At 38.7% G+C, this 12,496-nt stretch carries 10 protein-coding genes and 1 pseudogene; all 11 read right to left on the minus strand.

From position 1 onward, the window contains the following. Nucleotides 1-247: 247 nt before the first annotated feature. The gene (locus QE404_RS14850) at nucleotides 248-931 is read right to left on the minus strand and encodes a hypothetical protein (RefSeq protein ID WP_307451742.1); all 684 of its coding nucleotides are present in this window, start codon (nucleotides 929-931) and stop codon (nucleotides 248-250) included. Then, nucleotides 928-1,803 carry a dTDP-4-dehydrorhamnose reductase gene (gene rfbD, locus QE404_RS14855; protein ID WP_307451744.1) on the minus strand — a complete coding sequence of 292 codons (876 nt, stop codon included), beginning with the start codon at nucleotides 1,801-1,803 and terminating at the stop codon, nucleotides 928-930. Before rfbD ends, QE404_RS14850 begins: the two co-directional genes overlap by 4 nt. Beyond that, nucleotides 1,800-2,285 (minus strand): acyl-CoA thioesterase, encoded by a 486-nt coding sequence (locus QE404_RS14860; protein ID WP_307451746.1) that lies wholly within the window; start codon nucleotides 2,283-2,285, stop codon nucleotides 1,800-1,802. The genes rfbD and QE404_RS14860 overlap by 4 nt, the downstream gene beginning before the upstream one ends. Before the next feature lie 70 nt (nucleotides 2,286-2,355). After that, nucleotides 2,356-2,859: an OmpH family outer membrane protein gene (locus QE404_RS14865; RefSeq protein WP_307451748.1), complete on the minus strand. Its 504-nt coding sequence runs from the start codon at nucleotides 2,857-2,859 to the stop codon at nucleotides 2,356-2,358. Between the two features lie 67 nt (nucleotides 2,860-2,926). Next, a complete protein-coding gene (locus QE404_RS14870) occupies nucleotides 2,927-3,517 on the minus strand; it encodes an OmpH family outer membrane protein (protein WP_307451750.1) in 591 nt (196 codons plus the stop codon). Continuing rightward, nucleotides 3,481-6,018 carry an outer membrane protein assembly factor BamA gene (gene bamA, locus QE404_RS14875; RefSeq protein ID WP_307451752.1) on the minus strand — a complete coding sequence of 846 codons (2,538 nt, stop codon included), beginning with the start codon at nucleotides 6,016-6,018 and terminating at the stop codon, nucleotides 3,481-3,483. Before bamA ends, QE404_RS14870 begins: the two co-directional genes overlap by 37 nt. A 27-nt stretch (nucleotides 6,019-6,045) precedes the next feature. After that, nucleotides 6,046-6,796, minus strand: a pseudogene (uppS, locus tag QE404_RS14880) (polyprenyl diphosphate synthase). Nucleotides 6,797-6,800: 4 nt separating this feature from the next. Beyond that, nucleotides 6,801-7,697 carry a type IX secretion system protein PorG gene (gene porG / locus QE404_RS14885; RefSeq protein ID WP_307451756.1) on the minus strand — a complete coding sequence of 299 codons (897 nt, stop codon included), beginning with the start codon at nucleotides 7,695-7,697 and terminating at the stop codon, nucleotides 6,801-6,803. Nucleotides 7,698-7,910: 213 nt separating this feature from the next. After that, on the minus strand, nucleotides 7,911-10,403 hold the full coding sequence (locus QE404_RS14890) for an exopolysaccharide transport family protein (protein WP_307451758.1): 2,493 nt from the start codon (nucleotides 10,401-10,403) through the stop codon (nucleotides 7,911-7,913). Between the two features lie 2 nt (nucleotides 10,404-10,405). Next, nucleotides 10,406-11,266 (minus strand): polysaccharide biosynthesis/export family protein, encoded by an 861-nt coding sequence (locus tag QE404_RS14895; RefSeq protein ID WP_307451760.1) that lies wholly within the window; start codon nucleotides 11,264-11,266, stop codon nucleotides 10,406-10,408. A 34-nt stretch (nucleotides 11,267-11,300) separates the two neighbouring features. Then, nucleotides 11,301-12,425, minus strand: coding sequence for a glycosyltransferase family 4 protein (locus QE404_RS14900; protein ID WP_307453406.1), 1,125 nt, complete (start codon nucleotides 12,423-12,425; stop codon nucleotides 11,301-11,303). Nucleotides 12,426-12,496 lie beyond the last annotated feature (71 nt).

A 12,496-nucleotide genomic window follows, 5' to 3' on the forward strand; every position in this document is an offset into this window, starting at 1 on the left:
CTAGCCCCGATTGCAGCGGATACCCCGCAGCTGCCGCCGGAAAAAGCATAGGCGCGAGGAGTATGAGCGGAAAGCGGGAAAAAGCTCCAAATAAAAAATGCTAATACAATGAAATGCGATCTCAATGTATCTTCAAGGACTATCCGGAATACTGCCTTATAAAAAAGCCTGCCTTGGTTATTGCAAGACAGGCTTATATTCAATTAAGCACTATTCATTATATTGATGGGCTTATCTAAATGATAAATCAATCTAATTTTATCTGATCGTAGATGACACTTAAAAACTCCGCAAAGGATTGTTCAAGTCCTATGATGTCTCCGGATTTCAGATTTAATCCGCCGATTCCCGAATTATCAGCTTTAATCTTCGCAGATGAAACCTGGAAATACATGTTCTGATCTCCGGATTTAGGCTGTACTTTTATAGATGAGCCCAAGAGTTTCTTAGTAGAGATTGCATATACCTGATTGGGAACGACCTGAAGTTTAAGATATGACCGAGGTGCTATTATATAATCTTTACCATTTACCGCTATCTTCTGATCTTTATCCGAAGATGCAAATAGATACAGATTGCCGGCCTGATCCGATATTTTTTCTTTTGGAACGTAATACAGTGCCAGCCTATAATTTGATGGATTAAAGGCTTCCGGTTTACCTTCTACGTTTTCAAAAGGTTTCCATGCAAAAGCATTAGCTCCGATCTCTTTGGCCTTTTTATAAATCATGGAAAAAACAGCAGCATCATCCTTAGAATATCCCTGCACTTCTATTTCCCCTAAATATTCGGCATCTGGTGAACCATTGTTTAAAGTATAGAAAAATTTATCTGTGTTGTCGTTGGTCTTTTCAACTTTCGTCAGATAGACTTTCTGTGCGGATACAATCTGGATACAGAAAAATAGGGCTATAAATACGGATTTTCTCATGATACGGACTGGCTTTCGGTTAAGATTCTTACACAGTCCTCGAGACTGTTCTCCCAATACTTAGGTTCAATGGCATACACCTCTTCAATTTTATCCAGGCACATGGTACTTCTAGCAGGCCTTTTTGCAGGAGTGGGATACTGATCTGTAGTCAGCGGATTCAATTTAACTGATGAATCAGAAAACTCGGCAATCTTACCGGCAAAATCAAACCAGGTTGTTTCCGGATAATTTGAAAAGTGAAAAATACCGAATATTTTACGAGGGTTTTCGATAATCTTCATAATGGCTTCTGCCAGGTCATTGGCATTTGTAGGCTGCCCGAACTGATCGGCAACTACTCCCAACTCTTCTTTCTGGCCAAAGAGATTCAGCATGGTTTTCACAAAGTTTTTATTGAATTCTGAGTACAGCCACGAAGTACGGATAATAATGGTTTGAGGATTATTTTCCAATGCAAGCTCTTCTCCTTCTCTTTTTGATGCACCATATACACCCGTGGGATTTGTAAAATCATCCTCCGAGTAGCACAGGTTGGTCTCTCCACCAAATACGTAATCTGTAGACACATGAATCAACACCGTTTTATTTTCTGCACATGCCTGTGCCAGGGAAGCTACGCCGTACGCGTTTACAGCAAAAGCTTTTTCGCTTTCTTTTTCAGCCAGGTCTACCGCTGTATAAGCTGAAGCATTAATACAGTAATGCGGTTTCTGATTGTAAAAGAAGTCACTGATCTGGTCTTCATCAGTAATATCTAATGTCTGGGAGTCTGTAAAAATAAATTCGTATTTACTTTCAAAGTCAGGTGCAATTTTCTGTATGCAATTTCCTAATTGGCCGTTCCCTCCTATAACTGCTATCTTCTTCATGAATTTTTCGCGTTTTGTGATCTTAAAAATTTTACTCTTGACTGAAAGTCTTTCTGGTCTAAATCTACATAGAATTTATGGAATGTGTCTTTTATTTCTTGAGGATAAACTTCAGACCGCCTATTTTTGACATTAAAATAGATGACCGTTACCCACAGAACAGCATGAATGGTTTTTTCATCCAGGCTTTTCATCAGAATTTCCACCTTGGCCGTCCTGTCCTGAATTTCTATTGTTTTACTGCTGATGACCACCTGTGTATTATAGCGCACTTCTTTCAGGTAAGCAATTTCATTCTGTATGGCAATCCAGGTACATCCTGTCTTCTTGGTATATTCTTCATAGGTAAAGCCGTAAAATGTTTCGACATGATCTTCCCGGGCATTGAACATATAGTCCAGGTATTTTACATTATTCAAATGTCCTATCGGATCACAGTCACTGAACCTGACTTTTACGGTAGTTGATACTTCTTTTTCCATGTGGCAAAATTAAAAAAACCACCTCTAATAAAGAGATGGTTTGCTTTATAATGTTTGTTAATTTCCGTAATTACTGAATTCCTAATTCTTTTTTTACAGCTGCAGTAGCATCCGGACCGTTTTTATAAACGAAAGCCGATGAATTAGCATCCATGATATAATCATAACCGCTTGCTTTAGCTACTTTGCTTACTGCATCGTTCAGCTTCTTTTCAATCGGTTCATAAGCTGCATCTTGCTTAGCTACAAAATCTTTCTGTGCTTTGTCATTCATCTGCTGGATTTCTTCACCCAGTTTTTTCATTTCAGCTTCTCTGGCAGCATTTTCTTCAGCTGTTTTTTTAGGTGCTTCTGTCTGGTATTGCTGAAATTTAGTTTGAGCAGCATCTGCTTTTTTCTTGATCTCTGCCTGCTTGGCATCCAGGAAGGTCTTTAAATCGGCATCCGCTTTTTTCTTTTCAGGCATTACATTAAGAACACCTATAACGTCTAAAGTAGCAATTTTTTGAGCTTTTGCCATACCTACCGATACAACCATCATTACTGCTGCAAATAATACACTTAATTTTTTCATAATTGGTAAAATAAATAATTTAATTTGTTTTTAGATTTAAAAATAAGATAAAAGTTAATTACAACTTTTATTTTTTGCTATTAGTTTTTTCTTTTTTTTCTGTTCCCTTTAAAAGAATGTCCAGAACTTTGTCTGTATAATCAAATCTTTTCTGAAGAAAAATAACATTCACATTATTACTTTTATCCAGGACAATTCCCAAACCATTCTTTTCAGACATGGTCTTGATGGCATTCCAGATCTGGTCCTGAAAAGGCTGAACCAGGTTGGTCCTAAGCTTGGTAATTTCTCCGGTTGCTCCGAAACGAAGGCTGGTTGTCGTCTTGATATTCTTTTCAAGATCCATCACTTCTTTTTCTCTCAGCTTAAGCTGATCCCCTACCAACAATACTTTTTCATTTTCAAAAGCAGACCTCTTCTTTTCGTACTCAGACTGTAAGCTCTGAAGTTCATTCTGCCAGGTATCGATCTGTGCATTGAGCCTTGCTTCCGCTTCCTTATACTGAGGCATCATGCCCAAGATGTATTCGGTATCCACAACACCTATTTTCTGGGCATTGCTGACTCCGAAGAACAGGAGTAAAACACATGTGAAAAGTATTCTAAGGTTTCTCATATCTGTTATAATGACTGGTTCATCAAGAAGTGGGTTTTCCATCCTGAAGGTTCTGTTCCCAGAACTGTCTTATCAAATCCATACGCAAAGTCGAATCCGATAAGTCCGAAGGCACCCATATAAACTCTTACTCCGACACCGACTGATCTTTTCAGCTGGAACGGATTATAGCTGCCCCAAGAATTCCATACGTTACCTCCCTCTGCAAAAGTAAGGGCATAAATTTTAGCTGTCTGGTTCAGTGAGATCGGGTATCTAAGTTCTAACGTAAATCTGTTATAAATAGTACCTCCTCCTTTCTGTGTAATATCATCTACTGTTCCTCCGTAGGTGGAAGCATTTTCATATCCTCTCAGAGGAATCAGTTCCCGACCGTCGAATCTCCCTCCGAACAATCCTGTTCCCCCTACATAAAATCTTTCAAACGGCGGTGCTCCCAATTCTTTGTTGTATCCATCCATGAATCCCATTTCAGCAGAAGATCTCAGTACAAGCTTACCTACAATCTCATTATAAACATCCGCTTTAAACTTGATCTTGTAAAACTCCATCCACTTGTATTTATCTGTTGGAGTCATCGTAGAATAATCCTTGTTGCTGAATAGTGAATAAGGAGGCGTTAATTTAGCAGAAAGCTCTATATTGGAACCCATAGTTGGGAATATAGGGTCAATCCCTGCAGAATTCCTGGTTAAACCAAGGTTAAGACTGAGGTTATTGGCATTACCATAATATTCTGTTGTATTACCAAACTCAAACGGATAGTTGCTGAAATTATACTTCTGATACTGAAGTCCAGTATACAGGGAGAAGTAATCGTCCGGCCATCTTAGCTGCTTATTTAACCCTGCAGATGCAGAAAATATATTCAATTTCTGTGCATTACCTGCACTATCTGAATATTTTACCCTGGAATTATTGATGCTCACTGAAAGGGCCGTTGGCCTTGTTCCAAATACCCAAGGCTCAGTAAATGAAATTCCATAGTTCTGGAAATACTGTCCTGCCTGTGCCTGGATGGATAATGTTTGCCCATCTCCCTGAGGAACCGGTTTGAAATCTTTAAATCTCAGGAAATTCCTCAGAGAGAAATTGTTAAAGGTAAGCCCTAAAGTTCCGATAAAGCTGTTTCCACCATAACCGGCCTGTAGCTGTACCTGTGAAGATCCTTTTTCTACCAGCTTCCAGTTGATGTCAACCGTGTTGTCCTGCTGATTAGGATTAATATCCTGCCCGATCTGCTGAGGGTCGAAGAAAGACATTCCCGCAAGATCAAAGTAGGTTCTCTTAATATCGCTTTTCGCAAAAAGGTTACCCGGTTTTGTTCGGAGTGCACGCAGGATTACGTGGTCATGGGTAGTGGTGTTTCCCTGCCAGGTTACTTTATTCCAGGTTGCTTTTTCCCCTTCATTGATACGGATCTCCAGATTTACGGCATCCCCGGTCACTGATTTTTCCACCGGAGTTACGTTGGAAAACAGATAACCGTTATTCATGTACATGGATTTAATGTCGGAGTCATCTTCTTTCCCGCCGTCTTCTCCAACTTTTTTATTGAATCCTACGGCATCGTAAATATCACCTTTTTTATATCCCAGCATTCTCTGGAGGTAATCTGTAGGATATACGGTATTACCGGTAAAGGTAATATCACCAATGTAATATTTCTTACCCTCGTTAAGCTTGACGTTGATTTCGTAATTGTTTCTTTTATTTCTCCATACGGAATCCGAAACAATGGTTGCATCCCTGTACCCTAATGAGTTATAGTAATTGATCAGGTTTTGTTTATCTTCCTGATATTTTTCTTCAATATATTTAGATGGTTTCAGAATACCACCAATGCCGAATCTTTTTTGCTTGGTTTCCTTAAATCCTTTCTTTCTGAGTTTTGCATCCGTCACATTGGTGTTGCCCTCAAATTCGATATGGTCGATTTTGACTTTTTTACCTTTATCCACATTGATTGTCCAGTCTACCAGAGACGGGTCATTGGCGTTTACCTTATCCTGGATGGTAATCTTGGCATCTGCAAATCCTTTCTTGATATATTCTTTAGGAATATTGGTCTTAAGGCTTGAAACAAGGTTCTGGGTTATTTTGGTCCCCGGCTTAAGGTTGTTGTCTTTGGCAAGCTTTTCGTTCTTGGATTTTCCAATCCCTTTACCTGTGAATTTCACTTCTCCAAGTTCTTTCAGATCCTGAAGGTGAAATCTCAGTACTACAGTTTCCCCTTCAATGCTCTGTACGTATACTTCAACTTCCGAAAAGGACTGCGTATCCCAAAGCTTTTTGATAGCGTTACTGATTTTCTGCCCCGGAATATCTACAGTTTCGCCTTTTGAAAGGCCTGTAAATCTCAGAATCTGTGCCGGTGTATATTTTTTCACCCCATCTACAACGATGTCTTTCAAAGTGTATGTGCCTGTCTGGCTGTCTGCGTGTACAGGATTGTTCACCCTTGTGCTGTCCTGCGGAGTTACCTGTCCATAAAAATGTGCAGAAGCAACAAACATAATGATGGGTAATAGTCTAAACTTCATTTTATCGTAGTCTTTCTTTTCTTAATTTTACTGAATTTTTATCTGTTCACCGGTCATCCCGTACCTTCTTTCCTTATTTTGATAATCAACAATACACTGGAAGAAGATATCTTTTGTAAAATCCGGCCATAGAACATTTTAAAAATTGCAGTTCTGCATAGGCGATCTGCCAAAGAAGGAAGTTGCTTATTCTCACTTCACCACTGGTTCTTATCAATAAGTCAACTGGGGGAAAATCTTTTGTATAAAGATAATTTTCGAATAATTTTTCATCAATACTTTCAACATCCACTTTGCCTTCTTTTACATCGGCGCTTATGTTTTTTACGGCATTCAGTATTTCTTTTTGAGAACCATAGCTTATAGCCAATACCAAATTTCCTTTTGTGTTTTCTTTTGTGAGTTCCACCACACGAAGCAACTGGTCTTTCACCAAAGGGGGCAATTTATCAAGATCGCCAATCACATGCATCCTTAATCCTTTGCTAAAGATTTCATCAGCTTCCAAGAGTAATGTTTCCGTAAGCAGGTTCATCAGAGTGCTTACTTCGTCACTCGGACGGTTCCAGTTTTCTGATGAAAAAGTATACAGGGTAAGATATGGAATGTTTATCTCATTACAGGCATTGATGGCATTTCTTACGGCATCAATGGCATTTTTATGACCAAAAGTCCTCTCTTCTCCACGCGATTTTGCCCATCTTCCGTTACCATCCATAATAATGGCAACATGTTTCGGTAAATTCTCAGAATCTATTTTATCTTTAATCAACGACATATCACTAATCACAATAACATGGAGGTCTTCCAAAGGAATAGGTAAGTCCGAGACTTACAGTGTTCATCCAATCCCTGGATTCCTGATCTCCAATATTTCTTTCTCCTATAAATTTAGCCTCTCTTTCTTTGGATACCACGTAATAAGCTCCTGACTGCAATAAAGATCCACCGGTTGAGGGGTTTAGGATATCTCCGTTATAGGTAGACACCACATCTTTTCTCAGTACTTTGCTATAATCCAGCTGGTCTGTAAATGCATATCTGAACATCGCTTCTGCAAAGATAGCCCAGTTATGATTGAACTTATACTTAAGACCCACACCAAAAGGCACATGCATTACTGTTTTCTTTACCGTGGAGTATACCGGAGTAGTGGTAAAATCCAGTTCATTGTTCGGTGCCTGCGCAACGCCATCTGCATCTCTTCTGTAATCATTAACCAATGTAACTTTCGGGGCATCAAACATCAGCCCTCCTACTCCTGCAAAAATATATGGGCTAACCAAACCTCTTTGCTGCTCATTGTTTACCGGGAAAAAATTATATTCAAACATTAAGCTCGCTTCATATACATTGTTCTTTCCGAAGGAATTTCTTGCCCTTCTGTAATCCTCTTTTGCAGCCTTATCACTAAACTGTACCTGATTATATCCAAGATCCAGCCTAACAGTCTGATAAGGATTAAAATTAAAACGATATAATAACCCTCCATAAAACGGAACTCCCCAATCTGAGGCTCTGTTTAAATCCAACGGCTTTTGTAAAATATAATTTGTTCTTCCTACATCACCCACCAGGTTACTCATACCCAGACGAACTCCCAATTCGTTTCTTTGTGCTTTTACGCTTACCACAGTTCCCAGGGCGGCAAGGAAGCTAAACAATAGTTTTTTATTCATAAAAGAATATGGATTTATGGTTATATTCAATTTTAATTTTTGCAAATATAAAACATTTTTATATTAATGATTATCTTAATGCTTAGTTAAAAATAAACAAAAAAATATAATTTGTTATAAAGTAAACGGCAAACTCCCGAATTTATTCTTTTTTCAACAGATACAAAAAGTTCAATACGCAATAAACCCCCATCGCCTGAGGGTTTAACGTATTTAGTTTTTAAATATTGCTTTTATTTTATTCCTTATTCTTATGAGAAGCGGTTCTTTATAATTTTTATCCTCATCAAAATAGCCATAACCATAGCCGTAACCGTAACCATAGCCGTAACCATAGCCATATCCCTGTTTTGTATTATAGTCATTATATACGATACCTAACTTCTGAACCTCACCGTCATGATACTTTTCAGTAATCATTTTCAGCATATATTTCTCGGTATATTCGTGTCGAACGACATAAATATTGACATCAGAATATTTCATAAGTTCAAAGGAATCCGCCACAAGGCCTACCGGCGGAGAGTCTATGATAATGAAATCATATCTTTTCTTAAGCTCTTCAATAAACTGCACATTCCTCTCGCTCATCAGAAGTTCAGAAGGATTTGGAGGTATAGGTCCTGAAGTAGCCACGTCCAGATTGGATACCCGGGTCTTATTGATGATCTGGTCTATGGACACTTCACCGGTAAGGTAATTGGAAATCCCATACTGATTATCAATCTTAAAATCTCCGAATATTTTTGGTTTTCTGAGGTCCATTCCCAACAAGATGGTTTTCTTATCGCTTAAACCTAGAACCGAAGCCAGGTTGATAGAGATATAGGTTTTCCCCTCTCCTCCGATGGAGGAAGTGATCAGAACTACCTTACTCTGATTATTTTCTCCCGAAAGAAACCTCATATTTGCCCGAATTCCCCTAAATGCCTCAGAGACAGAAGACTTCGGCTGTTCCAGAACGGTAAGCATATTCTCATTGTTGTTGTTTCCAATGACACCAAGAAGAGGAATTCTCGTTGCATTAAGCAGTTCCTTGATGTTCCTGATCTTACTATCAAGTATTTCACTGGCTGCAATTAAAAACAGAGGGAGAAGTAATAATCCTCCTATGATAACCATTTTGGTCCCTTTGATATTAGGCGCTATTGGAGACTGTCCTACATTTTTGGCAGGGTCAATAACCGTGATATCAGACTGATTGGTAGCCAATTTCATCTGCGTTTCATTCTGTCTGCCCAGCAAACTGTTGTAGGTGGCTTCAATCATATTATATCCCCTTTCCGCATCGAGGTATTTTCTCTGCTTTTCCGGATAAGAAGACATATTGGCATTTGCTTCGTCAATTTTTTGGTTGATTTTGCTGATTTCAGTATTATACCGGTTATAATAGTTGCCTAACATTCCTGAAGATCCCATTTTAGCCTCTCTGATCTGCCGGTTGATTTCAAGCATCGGCTCAGACCCTGGTGTATAGATGGTGGACAGTTCCCTCCTTTTTTCATATAAAGCTTTCAGCTCCGCTACCGTCGCCCCAAACATTCCGTCCTCAAAGCCTGCAGCATTGGTACTGATCATATTGTTGAAATTCTGAGTCTCTATTGTACTTCTTATCCTGTTCAGTGAACTAAGCTTACTGATGAGGTCAGCTTTTTTCGCTTCCAGATCTTTGATTTCTACCAATGTTTTTTCATCCCTGTCTTTAATGTCATACAGCTTTTCCGTAGTTTTCAGATAGTTCAGAACATCTGCACTGGAATCAAGTTTTTTTCTGATGCTGGCCAGGTTGTCTTTCAGATAGATCTCGGTATTCTTATCCACGGTCATCCTGTCTGCAAGCCTTTTTTTCTGCAGCTGTCCTACCGATTTATTAAGGAAATTAACCGTACTGTTAAGGTTATACCCTGTTTTGGTAATGATCATAATGGTATTGATCTCCTTATCAAATTCAATTCCTATGGTAGAAACAATTTCATTAACCATCTGATTGACTGATGACAGGTTAACAATGATATTGGTAAGCCTGATTTTCGGTTCTACAGGATTTTTAATCAGCCTGAATTTTAAATTCGGAGAAGTATACCATTCACCTACCTTGATTATTTTATTCTTCGGGCGGGCATAAGGCTGCACATTCTGAAATCCCTCGTACTGGTAATTATAAAGGTTAGTTGTTTCCCCTTCTTCCGGCAATACGACTTCATAAGTCCCGTTGCTTTTAGGAATAAGTGTAATGGCGTAATTGATCTGCTGAGGATGTTTTTTATCAATTTCTAAAAATACAGGGGAGTCATCTTTGTCAAGATACGTAGACTTGATCATCCCCTTGGTAGAATAATTGACGAAGAGATCCAGTTCCTTTACCAGAAACTCGTTATGCGATCTGGAGAGGAGCATTTTTTTCAGGTATACCCCATCCTGGTTTCCTCCCTGTCCCCATATGAAGTTAATAGACTGGTTAGGCGTGAAATAGCTTGCCGTATTATTGGAAACGCTTAGAGACAGGTTGGATGCGTAGATATTCTGCGCGTAATATTTTCCATAAATCCAGGATATAACGTATCCTATCAGGAACATGAACAAAAACCAATACCAGTTCCTCAGGAGCCTCCTGACAAAATGCTCAGCGTCAAATAAAGCGAAATTGCCGTATTTTTCCTTCTGGGCATCATTTCTTTCTACTTTGGAGTTTTTTTCCGGGATCATGGTTATAAGTTTTTAAGAAGCAAATAAATGGATAATGCTGTAGTAATTACTGAAACTCCTGTTGTTAAAGTTTGTATAGGATCTTTTCCGAATCCGTTGAGGCTTTTCGCCCTGGTGTTGAGATAGATTTCATCTCCGTTCTGTACATAGTAAAAAGGAGAATTCATAAGATCTTCACGGGTAAGATCAATTTTAGCCGTTTTAATACCTTCAGGTAACTTTCTGCGGATCGTTACATTCTTACGGTCTACCGTACGGTTTAACCCTCCGTTCATTGCCAGTGCTTCTGTAATGGTAAGGGTGTTTTTATGGACTACTTTTTCTCCTGAAATTCCTACGGTCTCAATATCTCCTAAAATATAATATGTTATTCCGTTGGTATTGAGCCTTACTTCAGATTTACCCACCTGGAAGTTTTCATTTACTTTTTCCTGAATTTCTTTGGATACTTCATCTATTGTTCTTCCTTCCGCCTTAATATATCCGATGCCGAAAATATTGATATCTCCGTTAGATTCCACCTTCAGTCCGTTAAAATAAAAATTAATGTTTCCACCCATTCCGGACCCTGAGGAACCCACAGCTCCCCCCAAAGCATTATTAACTCCCGGGCTCCCCGATCCCCCTGAAGTATTCAAAGCAGAATAAAACTGGGCCGCATCTCCTTTAGGAGTGGTCACAATATTAAGGTTCAGGATATCATTTTTGGTAATTCTGTAAGTCGGGATATTGTAGGGAACAAGGCCTTCCTCATTAATGACGAGGCTTTCGTTAGGCTGCAGGTACCTTACTTCTTTTGTGGTAATACACGAAGCAAGCATACATGAAGCCAAGAGTAGGAACAAATACTTATAATTCTTCATTATATTTTTTTCAATTGTTTGCAAAAATAGAAATTTAATTATTACTTTTTAAATTTCTTGTATTATATATGAAATCAGGGAGGTAAGCTCCGAGAAAGCCAGTAAACAAAATAATCACTAGGAGCAGGTTAACATTGATATGCCTCAGGTAATAGGCCAGGGTAACAATAAAAAGATAGTAGACAATGATGTAGAAACTGGATCTACGATGGGTAAGATTTAATCTTAGAAGTTTGTGATGAATATGATTTTTATCTGCATCGAAAGGAGATTTCCCGTTGATAAGCCTTACAATGATCACATTCAGGGTATCTACGATGGGCAGTATGAGAATTGCCACCGCTACTACAGGAGCAGACTGTAAATGGTATCTCGGCACATTCGGAAGTGCCTTATCTATGAAAATATCTATAAAACAGATGGACGTAAATGCAAGCAGAAAGCCTAAGAGCATAGATCCTGTATCGCCCATAAAGATTTTATTGGTCCTGTAATTGGAAAGATTGTAATATAAGAATGCCAATACAGCACCTATGATGATCATGGAAAAAACAACCAATGGATAATTGTATTCCCCCAGGCGGTAATAACTGATCCCGAAAAGTGCACTGCAAATAACCGAATATCCGCCGGCCAGGCCGTCGATACCGTCAATCAGGTTAAAAGCATTGATTAATACAATAAAGGTAATAATACTGAACAATACACTTACAAAATACGTAAGCTCATAAATACCGAAGATCCCGAAAAGACTTCTGATCCGTATGTCTGAGCCTATGACAATCAATGATGAAACAATGATTTGCGCGACCAGTTTCTTATAGGCACGCATTACTACGATATCATCCATGACGCCTATATAAAGCAGAATAATCAATGAAGCAAACAAAAACTTGTACAGGTCGAAAAGCTCATAGGCAAAAATAGAGGAACATATTCCGATGGAATAAAAAATGGCAATACCGCCCAAGTTGGGAATTTTCCGCAAATGGGAACTTCTCAATCCCGGCTCATCCATAAGGTTTTTCCTTCTTGATATCTTAATAATGGTAGGAACGGAAAAATAGGTAATAAGAAACGAAAAAAGAAAGCCTAACCCTACCTTCAGATAAAAAAGGGGAATGCCTGAGTGTGATAAGAGCAATTCAAAGTTCTTCATTTTTTTTCTTTTCATAAATACTTTACTGTTTCTGAGAGGGAATCGTGTATGAAACAGTGGTATTTAAATTT

Origin of the sequence: Chryseobacterium camelliae (assembly GCF_030818575.1) — a bacterium.
Taxonomy (GTDB): domain Bacteria; phylum Bacteroidota; class Bacteroidia; order Flavobacteriales; family Weeksellaceae; genus Chryseobacterium; species Chryseobacterium camelliae_A.

Bases quoted from the DNA above. Each gene is read 5' to 3' on its own strand.
- QE404_RS14850 (WP_307451742.1), bottom strand. From the start codon at position 931: ATGAGAAAATCCGTATTTATAGCCCTATTTTTCTGTATCCAGATTGTA.
- rfbD (WP_307451744.1), bottom strand. From the start codon at position 1,803: ATGAAGAAGATAGCAGTTATAGGAGGGAACGGCCAATTAGGAAATTGC.
- QE404_RS14860 (WP_307451746.1), bottom strand. From the start codon at position 2,285: ATGGAAAAAGAAGTATCAACTACCGTAAAAGTCAGGTTCAGTGACTGT.
- QE404_RS14865 (WP_307451748.1), bottom strand. From the start codon at position 2,859: ATGAAAAAATTAAGTGTATTATTTGCAGCAGTAATGATGGTTGTATCG.
- QE404_RS14870 (WP_307451750.1), bottom strand. From the start codon at position 3,517: ATGGAAAACCCACTTCTTGATGAACCAGTCATTATAACAGATATGAGA.
- bamA (WP_307451752.1), bottom strand. From the start codon at position 6,018: ATGAAGTTTAGACTATTACCCATCATTATGTTTGTTGCTTCTGCACAT.
- porG (WP_307451756.1), bottom strand. From the start codon at position 7,697: ATGAATAAAAAACTATTGTTTAGCTTCCTTGCCGCCCTGGGAACTGTG.
- QE404_RS14890 (WP_307451758.1), bottom strand. From the start codon at position 10,403: ATGATCCCGGAAAAAAACTCCAAAGTAGAAAGAAATGATGCCCAGAAG.
- QE404_RS14895 (WP_307451760.1), bottom strand. From the start codon at position 11,266: ATGAAGAATTATAAGTATTTGTTCCTACTCTTGGCTTCATGTATGCTT.
- QE404_RS14900 (WP_307453406.1), bottom strand. From the start codon at position 12,425: ATGAAGAACTTTGAATTGCTCTTATCACACTCAGGCATTCCCCTTTTT.